Annotated in this window: 19 protein-coding genes; 13 read left to right on the top strand and 6 right to left on the bottom strand. The window is 61.4% G+C overall.

The features are described from left to right. Nucleotides 1–56: 56 nt before the first annotated feature. The 4 genes from K3180_RS07525 to K3180_RS07510 form a co-directional block, all read right to left on the bottom strand. Entirely contained in the window at nucleotides 57–2,426 is a 2,370-nt protein-coding gene (locus K3180_RS07525) for a glycoside hydrolase family 3 protein (protein ID WP_221539561.1), read from the bottom strand. A gap of 78 nt (nucleotides 2,427–2,504) precedes the next feature. Further along, nucleotides 2,505–3,704: an MFS transporter gene (locus K3180_RS07520; RefSeq protein WP_221539559.1), complete on the bottom strand. Its 1,200-nt coding sequence runs from the start codon at nucleotides 3,702–3,704 to the stop codon at nucleotides 2,505–2,507. Continuing rightward, the gene (locus K3180_RS07515) at nucleotides 3,691–4,752 is read right to left on the bottom strand and encodes a LacI family DNA-binding transcriptional regulator (protein ID WP_221539557.1); all 1,062 of its coding nucleotides are present in this window, start codon (nucleotides 4,750–4,752) and stop codon (nucleotides 3,691–3,693) included. Before K3180_RS07515 ends, K3180_RS07520 begins: the two co-directional genes overlap by 14 nt. A 161-nt stretch (nucleotides 4,753–4,913) precedes the next feature. Beyond that, nucleotides 4,914–8,255: a TonB-dependent receptor gene (locus K3180_RS07510; RefSeq protein ID WP_221539555.1), complete on the bottom strand. Its 3,342-nt coding sequence runs from the start codon at nucleotides 8,253–8,255 to the stop codon at nucleotides 4,914–4,916. Nucleotides 8,256–8,433: 178 nt separating this feature from the next. On the opposite strand from K3180_RS07510, the gene K3180_RS07505 reads away from it, so the two are divergent. The 4 genes from K3180_RS07505 (at nucleotide 8,434) to K3180_RS07490 (ending at nucleotide 12,407) form a co-directional block, all read left to right on the top strand. Next, nucleotides 8,434–9,942 carry a tryptophan halogenase family protein gene (locus tag K3180_RS07505; RefSeq protein ID WP_221539553.1) on the top strand — a complete coding sequence of 503 codons (1,509 nt, stop codon included), beginning with the start codon at nucleotides 8,434–8,436 and terminating at the stop codon, nucleotides 9,940–9,942. A 41-nt stretch (nucleotides 9,943–9,983) separates the two neighbouring features. Then, complete coding sequence (locus K3180_RS07500) at nucleotides 9,984–10,574, top strand: flavin reductase family protein (protein ID WP_221539551.1); 591 nt, start codon at nucleotides 9,984–9,986, stop codon at nucleotides 10,572–10,574. 56 nt (nucleotides 10,575–10,630) lie between these two features. Next, entirely contained in the window at nucleotides 10,631–11,608 is a 978-nt protein-coding gene (locus K3180_RS07495; RefSeq protein WP_221539550.1) for an NAD(P)H-dependent flavin oxidoreductase, read from the top strand. A 124-nt stretch (nucleotides 11,609–11,732) separates the two neighbouring features. After that, nucleotides 11,733–12,407: a response regulator transcription factor gene (locus K3180_RS07490; RefSeq protein ID WP_345719445.1), complete on the top strand. Its 675-nt coding sequence runs from the start codon at nucleotides 11,733–11,735 to the stop codon at nucleotides 12,405–12,407. Nucleotides 12,408–12,477: 70 nt separating this feature from the next. On the opposite strand, the gene K3180_RS07485 is transcribed toward K3180_RS07490, so the two are convergent. Both K3180_RS07485 and K3180_RS07480 read right to left on the bottom strand, forming a co-directional pair. Beyond that, on the bottom strand, nucleotides 12,478–15,228 hold the full coding sequence (locus tag K3180_RS07485) for a TonB-dependent receptor domain-containing protein (RefSeq protein WP_221539548.1): 2,751 nt from the start codon (nucleotides 15,226–15,228) through the stop codon (nucleotides 12,478–12,480). A 92-nt stretch (nucleotides 15,229–15,320) separates the two neighbouring features. Next, nucleotides 15,321–16,898 (bottom strand): hypothetical protein, encoded by a 1,578-nt coding sequence (locus tag K3180_RS07480; protein ID WP_221539547.1) that lies wholly within the window; start codon nucleotides 16,896–16,898, stop codon nucleotides 15,321–15,323. A gap of 261 nt (nucleotides 16,899–17,159) precedes the next feature. Here K3180_RS07480 and K3180_RS07475 point away from each other — a divergent pair, with 261 nt between their 5' ends. The 9 genes from K3180_RS07475 (at nucleotide 17,160) to virB11 (ending at nucleotide 25,433) form a co-directional block, all read left to right on the top strand. After that, nucleotides 17,160–17,522 carry a hypothetical protein gene (locus tag K3180_RS07475; protein ID WP_221539546.1) on the top strand — a complete coding sequence of 121 codons (363 nt, stop codon included), beginning with the start codon at nucleotides 17,160–17,162 and terminating at the stop codon, nucleotides 17,520–17,522. Between the two features lie 162 nt (nucleotides 17,523–17,684). Continuing rightward, entirely contained in the window at nucleotides 17,685–18,317 is a 633-nt protein-coding gene (locus tag K3180_RS07470; protein WP_247710392.1) for a lytic transglycosylase domain-containing protein, read from the top strand. A 6-nt stretch (nucleotides 18,318–18,323) separates the two neighbouring features. Further along, nucleotides 18,324–18,626 carry a TrbC/VirB2 family protein gene (locus K3180_RS07465; protein ID WP_221539545.1) on the top strand — a complete coding sequence of 101 codons (303 nt, stop codon included), beginning with the start codon at nucleotides 18,324–18,326 and terminating at the stop codon, nucleotides 18,624–18,626. Between the two features lies 1 nt (nucleotide 18,627). Further along, nucleotides 18,628–18,912, top strand: coding sequence for a VirB3 family type IV secretion system protein (locus K3180_RS07460; RefSeq protein ID WP_221539543.1), 285 nt, complete (start codon nucleotides 18,628–18,630; stop codon nucleotides 18,910–18,912). Further along, nucleotides 18,902–21,334, top strand: coding sequence for a VirB4 family type IV secretion/conjugal transfer ATPase (locus K3180_RS07455; protein WP_221539541.1), 2,433 nt, complete (start codon nucleotides 18,902–18,904; stop codon nucleotides 21,332–21,334). The genes K3180_RS07460 and K3180_RS07455 overlap by 11 nt, the downstream gene beginning before the upstream one ends. Continuing rightward, nucleotides 21,331–22,503, top strand: a complete 1,173-nt coding sequence (locus K3180_RS07450; protein ID WP_221539539.1) for a TrbL/VirB6 family protein — start codon at nucleotides 21,331–21,333, stop codon at nucleotides 22,501–22,503. Before K3180_RS07455 ends, K3180_RS07450 begins: the two co-directional genes overlap by 4 nt. Then, nucleotides 22,500–23,279: a TrbG/VirB9 family P-type conjugative transfer protein gene (locus tag K3180_RS07445; RefSeq protein ID WP_221539538.1), complete on the top strand. Its 780-nt coding sequence runs from the start codon at nucleotides 22,500–22,502 to the stop codon at nucleotides 23,277–23,279. The genes K3180_RS07450 and K3180_RS07445 overlap by 4 nt, the downstream gene beginning before the upstream one ends. After that, entirely contained in the window at nucleotides 23,279–24,394 is a 1,116-nt protein-coding gene (locus K3180_RS07440) for a TrbI/VirB10 family protein (RefSeq protein ID WP_221539536.1), read from the top strand. Before K3180_RS07445 ends, K3180_RS07440 begins: the two co-directional genes overlap by 1 nt. A gap of 13 nt (nucleotides 24,395–24,407) precedes the next feature. Beyond that, complete coding sequence (gene virB11, locus K3180_RS07435; protein WP_221539534.1) at nucleotides 24,408–25,433, top strand: P-type DNA transfer ATPase VirB11; 1,026 nt, start codon at nucleotides 24,408–24,410, stop codon at nucleotides 25,431–25,433. Nucleotides 25,434–25,610: the final 177 nt, after the last annotated feature.

The following is a 25,610-nucleotide window of genomic DNA, read 5'->3' as shown; positions in this document are numbered from 1 at the left end:
TGCGCCGCTGTGTGTGCCAGCCTTTCGCTTTCATACAAAACGAATACGAATGCCGATCAGAACGAACAATCCGTTCCTTCGGCCAGTTCCTCACGCGTGATCGTGGCGATGTCGAAGCTGAATGTGCCCGCGCTGGTGAAGGTCAGGCTGTCGCCCAGTCCGGCCGCGCATTCCTGCGTAATGATCATTTCGCGCCAGTCTTTCTCCGCGGCGACCGAAAGCGGCTGGGTCAGGTCGATGGTCGCGGTGCCCGTTGCGAGCGTGACCGGCTGGACCGGCCGCTGCTTCACACGGTAGAGGATGCGGTACGCTCCCGCGCCTTCGCCTTCCTGCGCGATGGTGAGGGAGGATCCGGGCGAGAAGGTGATTTCGCGCGAATCTTCCTGGGCATTCCTGTCGATGCCGCGCACGCTGACTCCCGCAGCGGATCCGCGAAGGTTCGGGAGATCGGTGCCGCCGGCGCTGGCGGAGATGCCAGTCTCGAACCGGCCATTCACGAACCATTCCGAACTCGCCCCCGCGAGCAGGGCGTCGCAGGTCTCGTCCAGCATGGGGATGGCGGCGGTATCCTCCAGCGAACGCCCGTATCCGACCGGGAAGAGAGCGCCGTCCGGCCCGTTGAGCGGACCGGAGTCGCAGGTCGCGGGCCAGCTGAAGCCGAGCTTGCCGGTGGCCGGATGCGCGCCGGTCAGGACATCGGCAACGCCTGCACCTTCGCTGCCTGGAAGCCAGGACGCCACGAATGCATCGGCGGCGTTGAGCTCGCGATTGACCCACATCGGGCGGCCGGAAAGGAACACGGCAACCGTGGGCACGCCTTCGGCCTTGAACTTGCGGAGAAGGCCAAGGCCTTCCTCATCCGAGAAACCGAGATGCTTCCGGTCGCCTGCGAATTCCGCATAGGGTTCCTCGCCAAACACCACGACGGCGACATCGGGCTTGGCCGAATAACTGCCGTCGACCGACAGCGTGGCCTGCCCGCCGCTTTCTTCGACTGCGGCTTCGAGGCCGCTCCAGATCGAGGTGGCGCCGGGGAAGTATCTGTTGTCGAGTTCGCCGCCGCCCTGCCAGGTCAGCGTCCAGCCGCCCGATGCTTGCGCGATATCGTCTGCGGCAGTGCCGGCGACGAGAATGTTCGCTCCGCCCTTCAGTGGAAGGACGCCGTTGTTCTTGAGCAGGACCTGCGACTTGGCGACCGCCTCGCGCGCAATCGCACGGTGTTCGGGCGAACCGAGCAGCTCGTAATCGCCCGCATTGGGACGGTTCGATGGCTCGACGAACTCATCGAGCAGGCCGGCGCGCATTTTCACGCGCAGCACGCGGCTCACGGCCTCGTCCAGCTTTGCCATCGGGATGGTGCCGTCGTTCACCTGTGCCACGAGGGTTTCGAGCAGGCCCTTCCATTCGTCGGGCACCATGTAGATGTCGAGCCCCGCCAGCAGTGACTGCGGGCAATCGGTATTGGTGCATCCCGCGACCTGTCCGTGGCCGTTCCAGTCGCCGACGACCAGTCCGTCGAAGCCCAGCTCATCGCGCAGGACGCCGGTCAGCAGCGCCTCGTTGCCATGCATCTTGCGGCCGTTGATCGAGTTGAAGCTGGCCATGACGGCTTCCACGCCCGCATCGATAGCGGCGGGATAGGGGGCGGCATGCACTTTCTTCAGCGCTTCGATGTCGCCGGTGACCTCGCCCTGGTCGACGCCCTTGTCGGTTCCGCCATCACCGAAGAAGTGCTTGGCCGTGGCAATGACGTGACCGGCCCCGAGGCGGTCGGGATCGCCCTTGGGGCCCTGCAGACCTTCGACGAGGGCAGCCCCCAAGGGGGCCACGATGGCGGGATCTTCGGAATAGCTTTCGTAGGTGCGGCCCCAGCGATCATCCCGCGCGACGGCGACGGTGGGCGAGAAATTCCAGTCGATGCCCGTAACCTCGATCTCCACTGCGGTTGCTTCACCGATGCGGCGAAGCAGGTCGGGATCGCGCGTTGCGCCAAGCCCGATGTTGTGCGGGAAGACCGTGGCGCGCACGACATTGGTGTGACCGTGGACGGCATCGGTGCCCCACATGGTCGGGATGACCGGTTCGCCATTTTCCATGGGTGCGACCGAGGCGAGATACATCTCGTCTGCCAGCCGAAGCCATTCGGATGCTTCGGCGAATTCATCGCCATAGGGACCGCCATTGCCGCCGTTGAGATAGCTGCCGAAACGGTATCGGCGCATATCCTCTGCCGTGAAACTGTTGATCTGCGGCTGGATGAGCTGCGCGACCTTGCGCTCCAAGCTCATGCGCGAAAGCAGGTCGGCCACGCGTGCGTCTTCGCTGGATGGAGCGACCGCCTCCGAGGGTGTTTCCATCCCGCCGGGAACCGTGCTGCAGCCTCCCAAGAGTACCGCAGCGGCAGTCGCCATCCAAAACGCCTTCATATCCATCATCCCTCTGCGTCCTTTTGAGAACGTTATCAATCACCGGGGTTGCCATGAGGCGTGCGCAAAATCAAGCGACTAGTTCGAGCGGGGCATCGTCACCAATAATGCGGTCGCAATCGCTGCCAGAGCGGCAAGGGCGACGAAGAGTCCGGCAAAGCCGAAGAGCGGGACCAGCGTAATCGTCAGCCACGGCATAATCAGGCTCGGCATGGTGTTGGTGAGATTGAACAGCCCGAGATCGCGGCCCCGCGTTTCCGGGCGCGGCAGCACGCGCAGGGTCTGGCTGGAATGCAGTGCAAGGAAGACGCCGGTCGACAGGCCGAAGACGACATATCCGGCGATGGCCCCGGCGAGGTCCTGTGCCAGAGCCATGATGAGCAGCCCCCCGGTCCCTATGCCTGCGCCTATTGCCAGCGGGAGGATCGGCCGGTCGCGCCGGTCCGACCATCGCCCTGCGAGAAGCGCCAGCGGCACGGATAGGCCCAAGACTACCGCGAATATCCGCGCCGTGTCATTGTCGGTAAAGTTTTCGTCGATGCTGACGAACCAGATTAGGAGGTAAGCGAAGAGCGCCGCCTCCGCGATCTGCACCAGCAATCGCGCCAGCCACATTCTGGAGACGGCACCGCGCCTGAATGTTCGCCGCGATCCGGGAATTTCGGCCCCCGAGGACATAAGGTGCGGCATCGGAACCGGCTTGCCGAAGAGCACGACGGGCAGGACCATGCCCGCGACCAGCAGCGCGACGAGGATCAGCCGCCCATCCGGATTGGCCAGACCCGGAATGGTCACGAGCGCACCGGCGGCGGCACCCAGGGCGGGGGCGAAAGCCAGCAGCCCTCCGAGCAGGCCCTTCTGTGCGTCGGGCACGACATCTCCGGCCCACGCCGTAAGCGGGGCGAGCATCATGTTCAGCGCAAGCTGCCACACCACGATGAGGCCGATGAGGTGCGCCGGTGTCTTTGCCTCGCTCACCGATATTAGCAGGAGGCATGACAGGAGGAGTCCCCCCAGGATCCAAGGGACCCGCGTACCGGTGCGATCGCTGGCCCAACCGAAGCCGATATTCGCGATGCTGGCCGCAATTGCCCCGGCGAAGGCGATATATGCGAGATAAGTGATCGTTTCACTTCCGGCCAGATCCGTCACGCGGACCGGCAGGAGAAGCGTCAGAAACGGAACATAGGATACTGCCCCGCCGGCCACGGCGAGTGCATAGAGCCACAAGAAGCGCAGCGATTGGTGCTGGGGAGAACCGGACTCAGCTTGCGCCACGAACAGGAGCCTGCGCAGTGGATCCGCGTACCACAAGTTCGCCCTTGAGTGAGATGGGATGCTCTGCAGGCTTCGTTTTGCGCGCTCCGATCAGGAGCTCGACTGCACGGGAAGTCGTGGCAGCGATAGGCTGGTCGATCGCAGTCAGGGCAGGCTGGGTAAAGCGCACGATAGGCGAATTATCGAAGCTGATCAGCGAAAGGTCGCCCGGTATGTCCAGGCCGCGATCGCGTGCCACTTCGAGCGTGGCCAGGGCCATCTGATCGCTACTGGCGATGATTGCAGTTGGGGGCCGTTCCCGATCGAGGAGTTTTCTTGCAGCTTCGGCACCGCTGTCGAAACCGAAATCCCCTCTTTCGAAAAGGCCCTCGTACGACAATCCTCGCTTCTCCATTGCCTGCTGCCAACCTTCGATACGCCACTCCGAAAGGCTGAAACCCTCGGGGCCTGCAATGAGGCCGATGCGCTCGTGACCCAATTCGATCAGGTGCTCCGTGGCGAGACGCGCATTGTGCGTGTCGCCCATTGTCATGGCGATGCCGGGCCCATCCCGCTTCGAACCGATCCTCGCAAACGGTATGCCGCGCTCGGCGAGCAGGCCGGTTATGAGCGAGTTTTCGGAGTTCGGGGGGGTGAGGATGACGCCATCCGGCTGGAGGGCCGCGATGGCCGCGCCGAGTTCGCGTTCGACATGATCGTTATGAGTGTCGACAAGCTCGATCAGCATTCGATAACCATGCTCCGCGCAGGTGAGCATTCCTCCCAGCAGCATCTGGTCGACCCAGTCGCGGCCCTCGCGAGCGCGCCAATCGGCAATCGTCAGGTCGCGATCGTTGATCGCTAGGATAATGTACGATCTCGAACCGCTCATCCGCTGCGCGGCAATGGAAGGAACATAGCCGAGCTTGTCGATGCTTGCCTGCACCCGCTCTTTCATCTCAGCGCGGACATTCGGGCCGTTGTTAATGACGCGGCTAACCGTCTGCAGGGAAACCCCCGCATCCGCGGCCACATGCTTGATCGTCACCGACTGGCGCCGCCGTGCCATGTCCAAAACCCTCTAGAAATTCCCGTCTTCTGGCTGTCCCAGCCTATCCGCGAGAGCGGTGTCCCGCCACCGAGAAGGTCCACAAATCCGGGCATTACATACGAATACGGGCCCCGGCCGCTAAACCGAGGCCCGTAACTTTTCCGGCCTCCCAGACCCGCTTAGAAGTTGAAGCGGGCGATGAAGGTGTAGCGGCGGTCGTTGCGGAAGGCCGCGCTGATCGGGCGCGTCCCGTCGTAATCGACCTTGGTCGACAGCTTGGTCACTTCGTCGAGCAGGTTGACGCCCTGGACGCCGAGTTTGATGTTCTCGTTGACCGTGTAGAAGATCGACCCGTCGAGCTGGCCGCCGGCTTCTTGGAAGATCGGCGAGAACGGGAAGAGATCGTCCCGCGTTGTGACCAAGAAATCGCTACGCCAGTTGTACGCAGCACGTGCCGAGAACGGACCACGCTCATAGAAAACCGTGGCGTTGATGGTATGCTCGGAAACACCCTGCAGCGGCGTGCCGGCGACGAACGGACCGTTGTTGACCGGACCACCGCTCGAATTGACCGAGGGCGAACCGATGCCTGAGATATTCGGGTTCGGGAAGTCCGAGGCGTCGACATAGGTGTAGGAGAACTGCGTTCCGACGCCCGAAAGGAGGCCTGGCAGGAAATCGTACACCTGCTGATGAGCAAGTTCCAACCCCTTCAGCGTGCCGGAAATATCGTTCGCCGGACCACGGATGACCACGTCCTGCGACCCGGCATCGGGAGCGGAGTAATTCACCAGTCCGACGCCGTTCTGCACGATACCCTCGATATCCTTCATGAACAGCGCAAGCGTAAGCGAGCCGACCTCGTCGAAGTACCATTCCGCGCTGAGATCGTAATTCCAGGATTCTACCGGACGCAGGTTACGATTGCCGGTCTGCAATTGGAGCAGCGGTCCTGATTCGACGTTGCCGCTGAACGCAAGCGTGCCGCCGGCGTTGAACAGGTTCAGGTCGGGACGCGAGATACCCTTGGAAACAGCACCGCGGATCACGATGCCATTGCCGTTATCGAACCGCACGTTCAGCGACGGCAGCCAGTGATCGAAGGTGATGTCGCGCGTGTCCGAGATCAGCTCGCCAGTGTACAGCCCAGCGAACCGATTCAAACGGTCGCCTGTGAGATCACAATAATCCGGCCTGCCTTCGCCGTCGGGAATTGCAGCACACGGAACCGAGATCTCCGTCGGTTGAACGATCCCGTCGCCATTCCCGCCATTGGCCACCGCATCGAATTGCGCCGGGTCAGGGAAGGCAATTGTCGAATCGTTGCCGACTTTGGTCTCGACATACCGAACACCAATATTGCCCGACATGGTCCAGCCCCCGAAATCGGTTCCAAAATCGAGGCGGCCGTAAGCCGCATTTGTGATCTCGGTCACATCGGAGATTTCACCCGGACAGAATGGATCACACTGAACCACCGTCCCATCAAGCAGGGTACGGGAGCGATTGTTCACGCCGTAGGTAGCAACGCCGAAAGGACCAGACCCGGAAAAATCGTTGATTGCGGCCACCTGCTGGTCGGTCGTCCCGGCCAGGTATTCTCCGAGGAAATCGTCGCCGCCGAAGAAAAACGCCGACCCGCCTTCGATCGGAGTCGATGTTTCGCCGCGCTGGAAATTGTCCGCAAAAGGCGAGCGCACTTGCGCAAAGTTCGGGAATTCGTCGACATAGGCACCGCCGCCAATTGCGCCCTCCTGGCCCGGCAGGCCCGTGTAGAAGCGGCCCGGCTCGAAAGTGCACGGCTCGAAGGTCGACGGGTTTTGGCCCCAAGGCAAACAGTTTGCACGACCGGTCCAAGGCGCCGACAGATTACCCCAGGTGCTGAAGTTGGTGTTGCGGTTCACGCGGTCGCGTGCCGCCCAGCGTGCACCGAAGCGCGCCTTCTTGAGGAAGCCTTCGTCGCTGATGTCGTATTCGAAATCACCTGACAGGCTAAACAGATTGCCATCATTGCGCTCGCGGCTGTCCAGAGCGAACCAGTAGTAGGTGTAATACCCGCTACCGAAATAATCCTGCGGAACATCGGCCGGAAGCGGTCCCGACGGCTGAAGGAACTGGATGTCCGGCGTTTCGCCGCTCAGGTCGATTGCAATGTCGGCCCAAGTGCTCGTTGCGCCGAACACTGAGTCGCGGGTCAGTTCGGAGGAGACGTGCTGCGCCTCGAATTTAGCGCGGAAACGATCGGTGAATTCCGCCTCGATGTCGAACGAGTAGTCCTCGGTTGTGCTATCGGTGTCACGCAGGAAGCGCAGCGCATCGAGCGGGATTCCGCCGATACCAAACGGGTTCGCGTATGGGTCGCCCACGTTCTGAGTGAGAACGCCGCTTACGAAATTGCCATTGGCATCAAACTCGTAGGTCGTGCCCGGACGCGGCTGGTTGGTCGCAATGCCATCGTCGATACGACCAAGAAGAGCGTACTCTGAGGTGAAGAAGCTGGTATCCGAGCGCAGATATTCGGCGGTCATCAGCAGGCGACCGTCGAGCGTTTCGAACTGGCCGACGACCGAATAGGCCTGGCGGTCACGATCCAGGGTGGTCGAACGGACGTTGGCGAACTGGGGAACCAGAACCGTGTCGGCTGGCGGGAACTCGTCGGGACCGAGCAGGACGTCCCCCTGGAAGCCCCCGGAATCGACTGCTTGCGCGCGAATGCAGCCGCTGCTTAGGTCGGAGGGGCGATAGCAGTAATCGACTAGCTGCGAGGCATCGGTACGGCTCTTGAGCGCCGAATTCGAATAGCTCAGCTGCAGCCCGAAGGTGCCGGCAGCGGTGTCGAAGGTATCCGATGCCAAAATGTTAAAAGTCGGCGACCATTCTTGGCGAAGGTCACCATAGTTGGCTTCGATCGATCCCGCGATGTTGAGGCCGGGATTATCGAGCGGCTTGCGGGTGACGAGATTGACGAGACCCGAAATCTGGCCCTCGATCATGTCGGCAGTGGTGTTCTTGAAGACTTCAACACGACCCACCAACTCGGGCGACACATCTTCGAAGCTCAGCGCAATACCGCCATTGGCCGAAAAAATGTCGCGTCCGTTAAGCTCCGAGCGCACATAGGGAAGGCCGCGGATGATGACCCCGGTACCTTCGACCGAGAACCGGGTCGGGTCGGAAGTCTTTTCGAACCGACCGATATTCACGCCGGGCACGCGCTGCAGCGTTTCTGCGACAGAACGGTCGGGCAGGGCGCCGATATCTTCGGCGGTGATGACGTCGACGACAGTGTCGGCACGCTCCTTGATGCTCTGCGCGGTTTTCAGCGACTGGGCGAAGCCGGTGACGATAATGACGTTTTCATCATCGAGCTCTTCCGGCGTGCCGCCAGCCGATTCCTCGTTGATGGTGTCGTCGGTGTCCTGTGCAAAAGCAGGCTGCGACGCCACGAGCGCGAGCCCCGATGCGGTGGTGAGTGCGGCGGTGCGCGAAAATGCTACGACGCCTGTCGTTTTGCGAGACATGTATCCTCCCTGATCCCAAGCTTTTCCGCAGGGTTCACCCTGCAATTTTGGCAGAACGAATCCTGCAATCAGTTTGAAACATATCGCGGGTTGTGAGCGTTCTCAAGATATAATATGAACGTTCTCAACAAGCGTGACCCTATGGTAACAGGTGATCATCGCTGGCATGGGGAGAGGCATGGCAATCGAACATATCGTAATCGTCGGCGGCGGAACGGCCGGATGGATGGCTGCTGCGGCTCTCTCGCGAATTCGCGACGGGCGGGATCTCAGGATTACCGTCGTGGAATCCGAGATGATCGGGACGGTCGGCGTGGGCGAGGCGACGATTCCCCCTTTCGTCGGTTTCAACCGGGTGCTCGACATAGACGAGAGGGAATTTCTTTCCGAAGTGCAGGGCACGTTCAAACTGGGCATCCAGTTCGTGAACTGGGGGCAGGTCGGCGAAAGCTACATCCACCCGTTCGGCAATTACGGTTACGATATCGGCGGTATCGGTTTCCACCAGGTGTGGCACAAATTGCGCCAGCGCGGCGACAAGCGGCCGCTGCAACTGTTCAATCTCGAAACCATGGCGGCCCATTTCGGCAAGTTCTCCCGCAGCGAAGATTACGCACGCGAGGATCTTCCTCCGATGAACTATGCCTACCACATCAATGCGACTGCCTACGCGCAGTATTTGCGCAAATATGCGGAGAAGCGCGGTGTTGTACGGAAAGAGGGCATCGTAAAGGACGTGGCCCTCGATGGCGAGACGGGCTTCGTCACAGCGCTAACGCTGGATAGTGGCACCCGCATCGAGGGCGATTTCTTTGTCGATTGCACCGGCTTTCGCGGTGTGTTGATCGAACAGGCGCTTGAAACGGGCTATGAAGACTGGACCCATTACCTCCTCTGCGACCGGGCCGTGGCCTTGCCTTGCAATCGTGACGACGGTTCGCCGCCGCCGCCCTTTACACGTGCGATTGCGCATAAGGCGGGATGGCAGTGGCAAGTGCCTCTCCAGCATCGCAATGGCAATGGCCATGTCTATTGCAGCCAGTTCATGGAGGCCGATGAGGCGCATGACATACTGGTTGCGAACCTCGCGGGGAAACCTACCGCCGAACCCAACCATTTGCGGTTCGTGACGGGGCGCCGGAAGAAATTCTGGAACAGGAACGTCGTCGCGCTGGGCCTGGCATCGGGCTTTATGGAGCCGCTCGAGAGCACTTCGATCCACCTCATCAATACCGGCGTGAACAAGCTGATCGCCACCCTCTCGCTCGATGGTGTGACCGAAGCGCAGGCAAGCACCTACAATCGCCTGGCGACGAAGGAATACGAGAAGATCCGCGATTTTCTCGTCCTTCACTACAAGGCCACAAGGCGCGACGATTCCGAATTCTGGAATTACTGCCGCACGATGGATGTGCCGGACACGCTCACCGAGAAGATCGAGATATTCAAGGCGAACGGGCAGATATTCCGCGAGGAGGACGAGCTCTTCACCACCACCAGCTGGGCTGCCGTGATGATGGGACAGGGCATACAGATGGAGGGCACCAGTCCGATGGCTGACGGCGTTGCCGACAGTTCCGTCAAAGAGATCGACGAGATGGAGAAGTCGATCCAGTGGCTGGTCCAGCGCATGCCGAGCCACCAGCAGTATCTGGAGAAATATTGCCGGGCCGCCGTAGCCGCGTAACGCTTGCCCTTGGGCGGAGGCGGCTCTAGCGCTCATACTGCATGTTCGACCCCACGGCCTTCCGCAGCGCCCTCGGCTCTTTCGCGACCGGCGTGACTATCGTTACCGCCCGCGACGGAGAAGGCCGTCCCGTCGGGCTTACGGCGAACAGCTTCAATTCGGTCAGCCTCGATCCGCCGATGGTGCTGTGGAGCCTCTCCTTGCATTCACGAAGCCTGCCGGTTTTCCGCGATGCGGAGAATTGGGCGGTGCACGTGCTGGCGGCCGATCAGCAGGCCATGTCCGATCGCTTCGCCACTCCGGGTGTCGACAAGTTCGACGGTCTCTCGCTCGCCGATGGCCCGGAAGGTGCGCCCCTGATCGAAGGCAGTGCCGCCCGCTTCGGTTGCCGTGCCCGCTTTGAATACGAAGGGGGAGACCATGCCATTTTCCTCGGCGAAGTGGTCGATTTCGACCGGCGCGAGGCCGAGCCGCTGATCTATCACGGCGGCCGGTACGGGCGGATCATGCGTTCACCGACGGGCGCCGATCTGGAGCGTGAAGGACTTGCCGAGAAAAGCGGCAGCGGCCTTTCCCTTACGGAACGCGGTGCCGAACTACTCGAGGCGCTGACGCGGATCGCGAAGCGCTAGACTCGGCTCTCGCCCGTCGATACCGGTTGCGAAACGCAACCAGAGGGAGAGCCGCCATGAAGACCCGCATCACCGAAATGTTCGGCATCGAGCATCCGATTATCCAGGGCGGAATGCATTATGTCGGTTTTGCGGAACTGGCAGCGGCGGTCAGCAATGCGGGTGGCCTCGGTATCATCACCGGCCTCACGCAAGGCACGCCCGAAAAACTCGCCAACGAGATCGCGCGCTGCAAGGACATGACCGACAAGCCTTTCGGCGTGAACCTGACTTTCCTGCCTACTGTCAACGCCCCCGATTATCCGGGCCTCGTGCGAACGATTATCGAAGGGGGCGTGAAGATCGTGGAGACCGCGGGCAACAACCCCGCCCAGGTCCTGCCCTTTTTCAAGGATGCCGGGGTCAAGGTGATCCACAAATGCACCAGCGTGCGCCACAGCCTGAAGGCCCAGTCTATCGGCTGCGATGCGGTGAGCGTCGACGGCTTCGAATGCGGCGGCCATCCGGGCGAAGACGATATCCCGAACATGATCCTGCTTCCGCGCGCGGCGGACGAGTTGGAAATCCCCTTTGTCGCCAGCGGGGGTATGGCGGACGGGCGCAGCCTGGTCGCCAGTCTCGCCATGGGTGCGGACGGAATGAACATGGGCACGCGCTTCATCGCGACGCAGGAGGCCCCGGTACATGAGAATGTGAAGAAGGCGATCGTTGCGGCAAGCGAACTCGACACGCGCCTTGTCATGCGGCCACTGCGCAATACGGAGCGGGTGATGACAAACGATGCGGTCGAGGAATTGCTGCGTATCGAAAAGGAGAAGGGCGCAGACCTCAAGTTCGAGGACATTATCGAACAGGTCGCTGGCGTATATCCACGCATTATGATGGAGGGCGACATGGATGCCGGTGCGTGGTCCTGCGGCATGGTGGCAGGCCTCATCAACGACATTCCGACCTGCAAGGAACTGATAGATTCCATCATGGCCGAGGCCGAGGAGATCATCACGAAACGCCTTACCGGTTTCCAGAATGCCTGAGGGATTTGACTGAGGGTCGAACGGCTGATCGGCGACTGTTACAAACCGCATCCGACGGTCACACACCAGTCATATCGCTGCGCCATCGCTGATCCCCGAGACAGGGATCAGGGGACGCTCGCCCGTGAACGTGATTACGATATTGATGACCGACGAAGAGGCTGCAGACTTCGCCGATTTCGATCATGGCGATACGCGCTATGTGTTCGACCGGCTGACTGGCGCCGGGCCGCAGCGTTTGCTCGAAGGACCGGTCTGCGCCTTCATCGACTGGGTAATGAACGAGATGTCCGGCCTGGAAATGTGCCGCCGTCTGCGAGCTGACCCGCGCACGTCCGACGCGCACATCACCATCGTCCTCGAAACCTGCGACCAGGAAGACAAGCGCCGCGCCCTTGCTGCTGGTGCCGACGATTACATGGTGGGGCCGGTCGAGCGGTCGAATATCCTCGACCGCGTCCTGGCGCTGGGCACCGGACGCGCGACCACCGTTTCGATGCGTCCGTTCCAGCTCGGCGATCTGGAAATCGATCTGCCTGCATTGCAGGCCCGCTGGCAGGCGAAACCCATCTCGCTGCGCCCCAATGAATTTCGCCTGCTGCGTTTTTTTGCCGAGAACGCCGACCGGGTGCTCAGCCGGAACGAGTTGATCGACGGGCTGGGCAAGCAGGAGCCGCCGATCGACGAACGCACGGTGGATGTATGGATCGGCCGTCTGCGGCGCGCACTGCGTGACGTGGGGGCGGGTGAGCCGATCCGAACAGTGCGATCTCTGGGCTACGTTTACGATAGCCACTGATTTTCCCGATCGTCCGAAAAAAAGGGCCGCTCCATAGGGCGGCCCTTGTAGTCTCTCCGAGGGATAGTCTTCAGAACTTTATCGACGCGCCCAGGCTGAAGCTGCGGCCCACGTTATAGCTGTTGATTTCGATTCGGTTGGTGCCGTTGGTCTGGAATTCCTCATGGCCCTGGCCGGTCAGGTTCCGCGCCTCGAACTTGAGTTCGACTTCCTTGCCGGAAAGCTCGAAGCCCTGGCGCACCACGAAGTCCAGCGTGAAGCCCGGTTCCTCGATGATATCGGGAAGCGGTCCCGCGCCGCGGCTGGTGACGCGTTCGCTGGCGTATTTCAGCAGCAGCGTGAACTGGCTCAGCCGGTCTAGATCCTCCAGGCCGAGTTGCAGGTTGACCAGATGATCCGACTGCCCGGTAAGCGGCACACCGTCGTCGAAGAAGTTGGTTGCCGGCTGATCCGCGAAAGGGAATACTCGCGCGATGTCATCGGGGCCGACCGATATCTCCGATTGGGTGTAGGTGTAGTTGGCGATCGCCACCAGCTGTTGGCTATCGAACCATCCGCCCAGATCTACGAGATCGTAGTTATACTGGAACTCGGCTTCCGCACCATACAGTTCGGCCTTCGGCGCATTGGCGAAGCCGCTGACGATTTCGTTGTCAGAGAAACTGGTGAAGATCTCGATCGGATTTTCGATGTCCTTGTAGAAGCCCGCCACGCTCGCGCGGCTGCCGCCGCCCATGTAATATTCGAGGCGTGCCTCGTAATTCGTCAGCTCGCTGTCGATGAGGCGCGGATTGCCGTTGAACTGGCGGTTGGTTTCCGGATCGAAATAGGTCTGGAAGATCAGCTCGCGGAATTGGGGGCGGGCGATGGTCTTCGAAGCGCTGACACGGAACTGCAGGCTGTCGGTCGCCTCCCAGGTCAGCGTCCCGCCTGGCAGCCAATAGCTGTTTTCCAGCAGTGTGCCGCTCGTTGAACCGAGCGGTTCGGCAAACACTTCGACTGCTTCGACCGACTGGACCGCGTCCTCGTAGCGCACGCCGACATCGAGCGTGAGCCGATCGAACGGACGCAGGTTTACCTTGCCGTAGCCCGCGTGAATTTCGAGTGCGGCGGCGAAGGCCGGGTCGGATTGAGTGGTTTCAAAAATGATGAGTTCGTATGGGCCGATGCCGCCTGCTTCCTGAGCGTCGCGATCGAAGGCGAAATCGATCAGCGCATCGCCGAGCAGGTTGTCGGGACGGAACGCGCCGAAACCTTCGGGAAAGCCCGAGGAAGCGCGAATATCGAATTCACGGCGCGTCGAGAAGCGGTCGGTATCGGTGTAGGCATAGCCGACTGTTGCGTTCAACCAGTCGTTGAAAGCGTAGCTAATGTCGGCGCCGCCATACCACAAATCTTCGGTCAGGTCCGAGAAGCTGACGATTGCGCCACCGCGCTGGGGATCGAGTGTATTGAGATAGAGATCGCCGTATGGATCGTTTTCGTTGTTCGTACGCACATACTCAAAGGTCCATTCGAAGGGCGCCTCGCGCTTCGTCTGGGCGTAGCCTCCGCGAAAATCGATCGACAGATTGCCGAATTCCATCTCACCGACGAACTGGCTGTTGAACAATTGCCGTTCGAACCATGCGGTATCCTGGATGAGCGCGTCGTCGCCATCCTGCAAATCCGTCCCTTCTTCGAGAGCCGCACGCTTGAGCGTATCGTGGATATAGAGGTTCGTGAAACGGAACTTGTGTTCGGCGATTTCGAACCCGAAACCAAGGAGGCCGTTGACGAGGACGCGGTTGTCGGTGACGAATTCGCGGAAGTCTGTGTCGAGTTCGAGCTCTTCGTTTACGGCGGTCTGCTTGGTGATGAACCGGTTGCGCCATTTGTTGCTTATCGAACCGGTGGCGATGATCCCCAGCATCCCGTCGGAGCCCACGTCGAATGATGTACCTGCGGTCACACCTGCACTGAAATTGGTCGGCAGGTCGCCGATCTTCTGGAGAAGGTACAGATTGGGATCGTTGATATCCTTGAGGATGCCGGAGGTATCGACGCCCTGGTCATTGATCCGCGCTCCACTGTCGAAGAAGCCTTGCAGCGCGCCGTAGTTCGAAATGTCTCGGCGTCCCTGGTCGAAGCCGGTCCAGTCCCAGTCGCCGCCGAAATAGGTATAACCGGGCCCGAAAGTGGTTTCGGTATCGCCGCTGAGAGAGCCGCTGACGGTAAGGAAGCTCTCGGTCGGGATCGCACGGGTAGTCAGATTGATCACGCCGCCGCCGAATTCACCCGGGAAGTTTGCCGAATAGGTCTTCTGGACAAGGCTGGATGCGACCACGCTGGTCGGAAAGATGTCCAGGGGGACGACGCGGCTCAGCGGCTGCGGCGATGGAAGGGGCAGGCCGTTCAGCAGTGCCAGCGAATAACGATCACCCAGTCCGCGGACATATACGAGCCCGTTGCCCTGCTGTGAAAGACCGGTCACGCGGCCAAGGGCGCCGGCAATGTCGCCTTCGCCTGTGCGTGCGATGGTTTCGGTGTCGAGCACCGTTACCACTTGCGGGGAAGCCCGCGTCACGTCGCGCGTGCGGCGACCCGTGACCACGATGGTGCCGCCCGGAACGGAGATGTCGGGCTGCGCTTCCTCCTCGACGATATCGCCGGGAACGGCCTCATTGGCTGCCTCGACATTGTCGGTCAGTTCCTCGTCGGGAACTTCGTCTTCGGTCGGCGGCGGACCTTCTGCCCCCGTGCTCTGCGCAAATGCGGCACTTGGGAAGGTCAGGGCGGTGGTGAGCAGGAGCAGTGCGGTTAGCTGCTTGCCGGATGACATGTGAGTGACCCCCTCAGATCAGGTCGAAAGCGTATCAATCGAGTGAGTGAGCGGGGACGCGCGGCGCGCGTCCCCGCTCATTTTGCTTGCAATCAGTCGTAGACCGGCAGGCTGGTGCAGGCCGAGGTGGAGCTGTCGAACGTCACCGTTGCGGAGGTGCAGGTCCAGCCGTTCACCCAATCGGCATTTTCGGCGAATACTGCGCCAATCCGCTCCGGCAGTTCGAAGAAGGATCCCCAAGCGGTGACGTCGAAGACCGGTACAGCGTCTTCGTTGGAGCCGTTCAGGAACAGCATCGAAAGAGTGTTCGTGAAGGCCGAGTTGTTGTTGGTGCCGTTATCGAAGACACTCTCCATTTCGGCTGCGGTAGAGCCCGAACCGTCACGGAACGGAGTTTCGCAGTCGAGCACGAAGCTGTTGAAAGCGACCGGACCGGCTTCATCGATCGAGGCGTTGGCAGCGCGGAAGAGTTCTTCCTGTCCGTCGACGCGCAGGCAGGCCGTGCCCTGGTTCGAAACGAGAACCGAATTGGCGATCGAATAGTCGGCGAAGCCGCGGATGCGGATAGCCTGATCATCGGCTTTCTGGTGAACGAAAGTGGCATTCGAGATGCGCGTGTTCTGGCGCGGCGTGCTGTCGTTGAAGGCGTTGTCCGAGTCCGATTCGATGATCGTATCGCCGGCGCCAGGACGCTGGACGGCGATGACATACTGCAGATCGGCCTTGACGCCCGTGTCGGTGTCGATTGAGTCGTCTTCCGCGCCGACCACTATCAGGTTGGAAAGGTTTACGCGGCCACCAAAGAGCTCGATGCCGTCATCCGAGCTGTTGAAGCTCATGATGTGGCTCAGTTCGGTGCCCGAGCCGGTGCCGCCGGTGGTCAGCGATTGAAGTTCGCTGTCACCCGAAAGGACGAAGCCGGAATAGCGGATCTGCACGTAGCTCATGCTGCCGGAACTGTCGTCCGGCGTCGCGCCGCCGAAGATGGCGGGCTGGGCTGCGCCTTCGACCTGGCGCTCGCAGTTGACCGAACCGGGAACTGCACCGGAAGCGATACAGTCGGTAACCGGTGCGCGGCCCGAAAGTACGACGCCGCCCCACTGGCCTGACGAGCTGTCGGTATTGAGGCCCTGCACGTTGTCGCGGCTGGTGAAGATGATCGGACGGTCGGCAGTGCCGTTCGCCTGGATGGTATTGCCGCGGTTGACGTTCAGGAAGCTCGAACCGGAAGCGTAGACGATCACACCCGGCTCTATCGTCAACTGGACATTGGTATCGGACAGGCCGTCGCTATCGTCAGGAGCCGGTCCCCCGTCGGCGCCGACATCGACGCGGCCGTTCATGCGGTAAAGCAGACCTTCGATGTAAGGCAGGGTGGAGCTTGCGGTGAATTGCGCGGGCATCGTGCACACGCGATATTCACCGGTCGGGCCAGAGATGGTGCCGCTATCGGTCAGACCTACGGGATCGCTGATGGTCGGGCAGCCAGCTGCCGGCGTTACCTCGGACGAAGGCGGAGTAGGGGTCGGAGTTGGCGTGGGCGTACCGCCGCCGCCGGGATTGATGATGATGTCGCCGCCGGTGCCGGGTGAAACGATTTCATCGGCGCCGCAACCGGCAAGGGCCAGTGCGGAAGTGCCAAGAATGAGCGAGCGGTGGAAATTGGTCACGGATGCGGTCCCCTCAAAAAACCGGATGAGTCGAGAATTTCGAAATGCGAATTCGTTGATCGCGACTCGCCAGCTAGGGGCTGCGTGTGACAGTTTATGTCGCTTCGTGACCGTTATGTTGCAGTTTCAACAGATTCCGAGACCGGATGCGTACATTTCAGAAATGTGACAATGTTACGGTTTTGTTGCAGTCGAGCCTGCCGGGGCGTAGTAATTCCCTACAAGTTTGGGAGAACGACTATGTCTGTGCTGGCTGCAACTATGTTGCTATTCGCTGCCGAAGGGCCTGTGATGATCGTGTCCGCGCCCGATGCGCAGTACGATATCGGATATGAAGAACTCGCCGCCGGACAGGACCGTGCTGCGCTCGAAGCGATCGAGAATTGCAGGAGTTTGCCAGCCGACGATCCGGCGCGACAGATCAATCATGCGATCGCTCTTGCTCGACTGGGTGAGTACGATGCGGCCAGGCAGAGCTTTGCCGCCGCGGCGCGCAATGCCGACCGCCTCGAGTTGGAAACCGCGACCGGCAACTGGATCGATTCCCGCGTCCTGGCACGCCGCGGTCTCGCCATGCTGGATGACGGCCAGTTCGCCGATTACGAGGCGCTTGCAGTGCGCTAAAACAAAGCAGTTACCGAGGAATCTCCAAATGGGCCCGTCTTTACCGTTAGGGAAAGGCGGGCCTTCTTCTATGCAGCCCGAGGAAATTCTGGCATAATCAGCTTTCTGTCACCCCAATGTCATGTAGGGTGGCCAGTGGGGTCGCACGGAGGGTGTCCGACTATGATTCGCGCACACTTGGCGCCGCTTGCAGGATTGGCCTGTACGGCGCTGACCGCCTTCCCGGCGAAGGCGGATGTCATGGAGATTGATGCGGACGGCGCACGCTGGGTAGCTGGCGGGCAGGCCGCGGTTGCTCCTGCGCATATGATGAGCGCCGATTACGATGCTCCGGTTGCAGAAGTCCCGGCTGAAATCTTCATTCCCGAAAATATCGTCGGCGACCCGGCGCAACATGCGGCGGGTGTTCCAGAGCCATACCGGGCGAAGGTGGCGGAACTCGCCGCGCGTTTCGATCTCAGCGCCTCTTTGATAGAAGCCATGGTATGGCAGGAAAGCCGCTGGCGGCATGAGGCGGTTTCGCCCGTGGGCGCACAGGGTTTGGCCCAGTTGATGCCGGGTACGGCGCGCGATCTAGGCGTGGATCCCCGCGATCCTTTTGCCAATCTCGAGGGCGGGGCGCGGTATCTGCGGGAGCAGCTCGACAGGTTCGACGGGGATCTGGAAAAGGCGCTTGCCGCTTACAACGCCGGTCCGGGCAGGGTGGAGCGGGCCAAAGGCATCCCGCGCATTCGGGAAACGCAGAATTACGTGGCCGCCATAATGGGGCGCCTTGCAGATCACTCACGGGAGTAGACAATTTTGAAATCGCTTTTCGCCAAGTTGGCGGTTCTTGCCGCCCTTCTCAGTCCCACCGCCGCCATGGCGCAGGTCCAGCAGGATCCTGCCGGTTCGGGCCCGATCGTCAATGCACTGGGCTGGCTGCAGGGCACTCTTTTAGGCAATGTCGCTACTGCGGTTGCCGTCATGGCCGTCGCGGCCGTGGGCTTCATGATGCTCACCGGCCGCCTGAACTGGCGTTTCGGCGCGACGGTCATCATCGGCGTGTTCATCCTCTTCGGGGCGGCTTCGATCGTTGCCGGTATCCAGGGCGTGGCGGCATAGGATGACCGCCCTGGTTCGCCACCCCGTCCACAGAGCGCTCACACGGCCGCAGATGTTTGCGGGCGTGACGTTCAACTATTTCATCATCAACGGGGTGGTGACGACCGAGGTGTTCCTTATCACCGGCAGTTTCTGGGCGCTGTTCGCAGCACTTGTGATGCATGGTGTGGGTTATTTCGCCTGCCTTCGTGAGCCGCGCATCTTCGATCTCTGGATCACCAAGGTTTCGAAGTGTCCGCGGGTCAGGAATTACAAACGCTGGGGGTGCAACAGCTATGCCGCGTAACGGCAAGTGGATCGGCCCTGCCTCGTGGAGTGCCAAGGAAGCCCGTGCTGGCGACCGGCTGCCCTACGCCAGGTTGGTCGATGAGCATACGGTGCTGATGCGTGACGGCAGCGTGATGACAGTAATTCAAGTCCCCGGCCTGCTGTTCGAGACCGAGGACAGCGAGGCGCTAAACGCACATGCGGCAACGCGCGAGGTAATGCTTCGCAGCACCCTCGATGCGCGGTTCGTCATGTATCATCACGTCATCCGCCGCCGCGTTTCGGTGGAGCTTGACGCAGACTTTCCCGATCCGATCAGCCGCCATATCGATGCGCGCTGGAAGGAGCGGCTGGGGTCCGGCCAGCTCTTCGTGAACGACCAGTTCATCACGCTTATCCGCCGTCCCGCGCGCGGCAAGGCAGGCCTGGTCGAGCGGATTTCGAAAAAAGCGAAGCGCCGTCAGCAGGAACTTGAAGCCGATCCGAAGGATTTGCGCTCGCTACGTGCGGCGTCGCAGGGGCTTGTTGCATCATTGCAGGCCTACGGGGCTACGGTCCTCGGCGATTACGTTGGTCCGCAAGGCAATGTGAACTCCGAAATGCTGGAGCTGCTTTCTGCACTCTACAACGGCGAGATGCGGCCGGTTCGCAAGCCAGCGGACGATGTCGATCTGGGAATGATGCTGCCCTATCGCCGCGTCAGCTTCGGCCTCGACGCGCTCGAAATGCGTGGTTCGGGTTCGCCCGATTTCGCATCCATTCTCGGCCTCAAGGATTATCCCGAAGCGACCAGCCCGGGCTTGCTCGATGGGCTTCTGCGCCTGCCGTTCGAGATGGTCGTTTCCGAAAGCTACGCTCCTGCTGAGCGCCAGACCGCGCGCGAACGCATGGACCTCGCGATCAGACGCCTCAAGAGCGCGGACGAGGAAGCCGCTGCGGAGCGGGCCGATATGATGGCTGCGCGGGACGCGCTGGGTAATGGTGCAGTCGGTTTTGGCGATCATCATCTGACCGTTATGGTCAAGGAACGCGACCTGGGCCGACTGGACGATGCGACTGCAGCCTGCGCCGCGGCGTTGGCCGATACAGGCGCGATCGCCGTACGCGAAGACACCAATCTCGAACCTGCATTCTGGGGCCAGTTCCCCGGCAACGAAGGCTATCTCGTCCGCCGCGCGCTGATCTCCAGTGCAAACATGGCGAGCTTCGGCAGCCTGCATGGTTTCGCGCTTGGTCAGGCGCAGGGCAATCATTGGGGTGAGGCGGTGACGCTGCTGGAAACCACCAGCGCGACGCCCTTCTTCTTCAATTTCCACCACGGCGATCTCGGCAATTTCTCGGTCATCGGGCCGTCGGGCTCGGGTAAGACCGTGGTGATGAACTTCCTGGCTGCGCAGGCGCAGAAATTCTCGCCTCGTACGATCCTGTTCGACAAGGACCGTGGTGCCGAACTTTTTGTCCGTGGCATTGGCGGTCGCTACGATAGCATCCGCGCAGGCGAACCGACCGGCTTCAATCCGATGGCGCTGCCCGATACGCCGGGCAACAGGGCCTTCCTGCGGGATTGGCTGAGCGTCTTGCTCAAGGCCGAAGGACCCGAAGAAGATGCGACAATCGCGCAGGCAGTGGATGCAGCCTATGCGAACGACGCTTCACTGCGCCGCATGCGCCACTTCAAAGAGCTGCTTTCGGGCAGCCGTCGCCCGCAACCAGGTGATCTTGCGGACCGTCTCGGCGCCTGGATCGGCGAGGGCGAGAACGCCTGGCTGTTCGACAACGCCGAAGACAGGCTCGATTTGAGTGCGCGGGTGCTCGGCTTCGACATGACTGCGCTGCTCGAAAACCCTAAACTGCGCACGCCGACCATGATGTATCTCTTCCACCGGATCGAGGAACGGCTGGACGGCAATCCGACCATGATACTGATCGACGAGGGCTGGAAAGCGCTCGACGACGAAGTGTTCGCCGCACGTATTCGCGACTGGCTCAAAACCCTGCGTAAGCGCAACGCCCTGGTCGGTTTCGCCACGCAAAGCGCGCGCGATGCGTTGGAAAGTCGCATTTCGACCGCATTGGTCGAGCAAACTGCGACCATGGTGTTCATGCCCAATTCGCGCGCCCGCGCTGAGGATTATTGCGATGGGTTCGGCCTGACCAGCCACGAACTTGCGCTCATCCGGACCTTGCCCGCGCACAGTCGTTGCTTCCTCGTGCGCCAACCCGATGCCAGCGTGGTGGTCCGGCTCGATCTCTCCGGTGCTCCTGAAGTTCTCACGCTTCTCTCGGGACGTGAAAGCTCTGTCCGCCGCCTTGACTTGTTGCGTCAGGCGATGGGCGATGCCCCGGCTGACTGGTACCCGACTTTGACCGGCACCGCATGGCCTGGCGGGCCCGACGACGCGCGCGTCGATGACATTGAACTTGGGCTCGCGGCCGAATGACCAGCGCGGCCTGCCAGCAAGCCGCCGAGCAGGTAGGTAACGGAGTGGCCGCTGCGCTGCGCGGTGTGGACTGCGTGGCAGGTGAAGCCAGCGCCCAGGCGTTCGGGAAGCTGTTCGCGCCGGGCGGCGCGCTGGGCACGACCCTTACGATTATTCTCACACTCTACATCGCGATTTTCGGCTTCCTGCTGCTGACTGGGCGTACCAATATCGGTGTGCGTTCGTTGGTGCCGCGTATGATGACCCTGGGCCTGGTGCTTACCTTCGCTACCAGTTGGGTCGCCTATCAGAGTGTCGTGTGGAACCTTGCAATCGGTACGCCGGATTATCTGGCGGGAATTCTCACCGGCACGCAAGGTTCGGCTACCGATGTTTTTGCCCAGAAGATCGACGTGGTCTTCATCGCGATCCAGGAAGCCAGCGGCAATAATCAGGATTTTTCGGCCTTTTCGCCACACGGGATGATGTGGCTCGGCGCGATGTTGTTCATGCTCGGGACCGTTGGTCTGCTGGTCACCACCAAGATCGCGCTCGGCATCCTCGTGGCCTTGGGGCCGGTCTTCGTCGTGCTCGCGCTGTTCAACGGGACACGCGGATTGTTCACGGGCTGGCTCAAGGGCGTGGTGATGTGTGCTCTGGCGCCGCTCTTCGCAGTGCTGGGCGGCTCGATCATGCTTGAGCTGTCGGTGCCGATCCTCGGTGCGCTGACCGCACAACCGGGCGTAGTTCCTGCGCAGGCGGGAATGGCATTTTTCATGATTGGAGCGGTCCATGTCGCGCTGATGATAATGGTCCTGAAAGTTGCGGGCGCGATGGTTTCAGGTTGGACCGTTTTCGGCCTCGTCCCTTCGAAAGAGGAAAGCGGCGGCGCATCGATTTCGACTCCCGCACCGACCGCGGCCTATTCCCAGCCGCTAGCACAAGCCCAGGCCGCCACGCAGGTTAGCGCACAGGCACGGCGCATCGACGTTTCCGCAATTGCTACCGGTGCCGCTGCCAACGATAGCGGTGCGGGCGGTGCAACGCGCACAACCAAGGTATATGCTACCGCGTCTGGCGGCGCGCAGACGGGACCGATTGCCACAGGTCCCAGCCGCACCTCGGGCATTGGCAGTCGCTTCAAGGCCGCCCCGCCGCGCAAACTCGGTTCTACGGAGAAAAGTTCATGAAACGCGCGTTTCTTTCCGCGCTCGCACTCTCGCTCGTCTTTCCTCTTGGGGCCACCCCTGCGCAGGCCGACCCGCGCCTGCAAGAGGTAATGTACGACGAACTGGAAGTGTTCAGGCTTCCGGGCCGCGTCAATGTGCAGGCGAGCATCATTTTTGGCGAGGACGAGACCATCGAGAATGTCGCGATCGGCAACTCCCAGACCTGGCAGGTAACTCCCAACAAGCGGGCGAACATCCTGTTCGTGAAGCCGCTCGAACCGCGCGCTGCGACAAATCTCACGGTTGTCACCAGCAAGCGCACCTACCTGTTCGATCTCGTCGCCAGCCCGAATGCGAAGCCCCTGTATGTCCTGCGCTTCAATTACCCGGTCGATCCGGAAGAAGAAGCGCGCAAGGCGGAGTTGGCGCAGGCCGCCGAAAGACCCGAGGCTCCGGCATATCCTTTTTCTTCGGTGGATCCGGCCGAACTCAATTTCGCATGGAGCGGTGAGGGCGAGGCCACCTTGCTGCCCGAACGCGCCTTCGACGACGGAGAGGCGACTTTCCTGACCTGGCCTGTCGGACGCGACGTTCCTGCAATCCTCGTAACCAATACCAAGGGCGATGAAGGCCCTGTCAATTACACGGTGCGCGGGGATACCATCGTAATCGACGGCGTGCCGCGTTCGATAATCCTGCGTTCGGGCGAGGACAGCGCCACGCTTGTCAATGCAGGCCTCGAACGTGCGTCGGCCCAACGCCCCGATGCCGAATTCGCCCAAAGGGGAGACAAATAATGCGCCTCGCCAACCGAATCCCGCAAGCCCCTACGGTGGCGAACGACACCGACCCACGCGACGAAAGCGATGCCGAAATCATCGATCTGGCGCAGCGCAACGCCTTCCCGGCAGTGGCCCGCCCCGGCGGCAAGGGCGATGCAATGGGCATGGTGGCGGGCATTGCCATCGTAGCCGGTCTGGGCGCGGTGACGCTTTGGAGCATGAGTGCAGCACGGGTGCCCGAACCACAGGGCGTTGGCAGTCCGCAGGTTGCGGCACCGCCAGCGACTACGCCCGCAGCGCCGCCTGCAGCCACGGTCGACCAACCGACGCCAGCGCAGCAGGCAGCGATGGCCGACCCGGCCCCCGCACCCGTATTGGCTGCGGCGCCCGAGCCCCAGGCCATGGGCAACCCATACAACAACCCTACGGTCGTATTCGATTCCGGCAGCGCACTGGCAGGAGCGCCCGAAGGAGTTCCGACCGAAGCTGGAGAAGGCGCCGCGCCAGCATCGACCGGCTCTTCTGCGAGTGATTTTGCCAGCAAGGTAGGAGGTGTGGGCGGGGCGCCGGCGCAGGCCAAGGCCATGACCAACCCTTCGACCACGGTCACGCAGGGCACGCTCATCCCGGCAATTCTCGAAACCGCGATCGATACCAATGTGCCCGGCTACGTTCGTGCCGTCGTGAGTCAGGACGTGCGCAGCTTCGACGGCAGGCGGATTCTCGTGCCGCGTTCCAGCCGGCTGATCGGTCAGTATCAGTCGGGTATGCAAAATGGCCAGAAGCGTGCCTACGTTATCTGGACGCGCCTCATCCGGCCCGACGGCGCATCGGTCAATCTTGCCTCGCCGGCTATCGGCTTCGACGGCACGACGGGTCTCGAAGGCAAGGTATCGGGCAACGGTTTCTTCAAGCGCTTCGGTTCGGCCATGCTGCTGTCTGTCGTCGGCGGACTGGGAACCTTGGCCAGTGGTGGAGCAGGCGGCATTGTGCTCGGCGGTGCGAGCCAGTCTGCTGCAGCCACTGCAGCCCAGCAGGATGGTCAGCGCGGCCCCACCGTTCGCGTACGCCAGGGTGAACCGATCCGTATCTTCACCGCGCGTGACCTAGACTTCTCACGCGTAAGTTGAAGCGGCACAACCGTTGACTGCCGATATCCATCCTTTCCTGCCGGACGAAAATCCGGAGGGCGATGCGCCCAATGTCGACCTGCAAGGCGAACGGAGCGTCTATCTCGAGGCCTATCTCCGGCCTTTTGCGGAATGGCTGGAACGCGATACTGTTACCGAAATCCTCGTCAACCGTCCTGGCGAAATCTGGATCGAAGATGCGGCAGTTGGCGGGATGCAGAAAGTCCTTCGTTCCGATATCGACGACCGGTTGATCCAGCGCCTCGCAGAGCAAGTCGCACGGGTGAGTCATCAAGGCATCAATCGCGAGCACCCGCTGCTCGGCGCTACATTGCCCGATGGCGCGCGTGTGCAGTTTTGCGGGCCGCCAGCAGCGCGCAAGCACTGGGCCATGGCGATCCGCCGGCACAGGAGGCTCGATCTTCCACTCGATGCCTACGACACAGGTCCCCTTGTGCCGGCAGAGCGGGGCGCGATGCCGGATCCCCAGGAACATCCGGTGCCATTCTTGCGCGAAGCGATCCGCCAACGGCGCACCATCCTGGTTTCAGGCGGCACCAGCACGGGCAAGACAACATTCCTCAACGCCATGCTCGGCGAGATACCCAAACGCGAACGCGTCGTACTGGTCGAGGATACGCCCGAGCTCAAATTGCCCGGCGAAAACGGGGTCGGCCTGGTCGCGGTAAAGGGCGAGTTGGGTGAAGCCAAGGTCACCGCCAACGAACTCCTTCAGGCCGCCCTGCGTCTGCGTCCCGACCGGATCGTCCTGGGCGAATTGCGCGGTGCGGAAAGCGTCAGCTTTCTTCGCGCAATCAACACCGGCCATCCGGGCAGTTTCTCTACCATTCACGCCAATTCCCTGCGCGGTGCACTCGAGCAACTGTCGCTGATGGTGATGCAGACCGGCATCGGTCTCACGCGTTCGGATACTATCGCATATGCGGCAAGCGTGATCGATGTGGTGGTGCAATTGAACCGCGATTCGAGCGGTAAACGCGGTATCGCCCATATTGCACAGAGCGACGAGCTCCTCTGATCTCTATCGGCATGCGCAGGCCAGAATAGTCTCTGTCTCCCCATGCCGTAGCGTCAGTTTGGCATTCCAGAAATTGCTGCGCTGCAACAAAAAATCCCAAACCCTAGGTTTTGCGCAAGATTCCTGCGCAAAACCTTGCCTGCATACGAATGTATGATAGCCTTGTGACAGGCCTCC

Origin of the sequence: Qipengyuania huizhouensis, from assembly GCF_019711635.1 — a bacterium.
Lineage (GTDB): Bacteria > Pseudomonadota > Alphaproteobacteria > Sphingomonadales > Sphingomonadaceae > Qipengyuania > Qipengyuania huizhouensis.
Note: the sequence above shows the minus strand (reverse complement) of the source record. Positions and strands in the feature narration are given on the sequence as shown.

What these genes read in the sequence shown, in the direction of transcription:
- K3180_RS07525 (WP_221539561.1), bottom strand. Translation starts at nt 2,426, where the DNA reads ATGAAGGCGTTTTGGATGGCGACTGCCGCTGCGGTACTCTTGGGAGGC.
- K3180_RS07515 (WP_221539557.1), bottom strand. Translation starts at nt 4,752, where the DNA reads ATGGCACGGCGGCGCCAGTCGGTGACGATCAAGCATGTGGCCGCGGAT.
- K3180_RS07510 (WP_221539555.1), bottom strand. Translation starts at nt 8,255, where the DNA reads ATGTCTCGCAAAACGACAGGCGTCGTAGCATTTTCGCGCACCGCCGCA.
- K3180_RS07505 (WP_221539553.1), top strand. Translation starts at nt 8,434, where the DNA reads ATGGCAATCGAACATATCGTAATCGTCGGCGGCGGAACGGCCGGATGG.
- K3180_RS07500 (WP_221539551.1), top strand. Translation starts at nt 9,984, where the DNA reads ATGTTCGACCCCACGGCCTTCCGCAGCGCCCTCGGCTCTTTCGCGACC.
- K3180_RS07495 (WP_221539550.1), top strand. Translation starts at nt 10,631, where the DNA reads ATGAAGACCCGCATCACCGAAATGTTCGGCATCGAGCATCCGATTATC.
- K3180_RS07485 (WP_221539548.1), bottom strand. Translation starts at nt 15,228, where the DNA reads ATGTCATCCGGCAAGCAGCTAACCGCACTGCTCCTGCTCACCACCGCC.
- K3180_RS07475 (WP_221539546.1), top strand. Translation starts at nt 17,160, where the DNA reads ATGTTGCTATTCGCTGCCGAAGGGCCTGTGATGATCGTGTCCGCGCCC.
- K3180_RS07470 (WP_247710392.1), top strand. Translation starts at nt 17,685, where the DNA reads ATGATTCGCGCACACTTGGCGCCGCTTGCAGGATTGGCCTGTACGGCG.
- K3180_RS07460 (WP_221539543.1), top strand. Translation starts at nt 18,628, where the DNA reads ATGACCGCCCTGGTTCGCCACCCCGTCCACAGAGCGCTCACACGGCCG.
- K3180_RS07455 (WP_221539541.1), top strand. Translation starts at nt 18,902, where the DNA reads ATGCCGCGTAACGGCAAGTGGATCGGCCCTGCCTCGTGGAGTGCCAAG.
- K3180_RS07450 (WP_221539539.1), top strand. Translation starts at nt 21,331, where the DNA reads ATGACCAGCGCGGCCTGCCAGCAAGCCGCCGAGCAGGTAGGTAACGGA.
- K3180_RS07445 (WP_221539538.1), top strand. Translation starts at nt 22,500, where the DNA reads ATGAAACGCGCGTTTCTTTCCGCGCTCGCACTCTCGCTCGTCTTTCCT.
- K3180_RS07440 (WP_221539536.1), top strand. Translation starts at nt 23,279, where the DNA reads ATGCGCCTCGCCAACCGAATCCCGCAAGCCCCTACGGTGGCGAACGAC.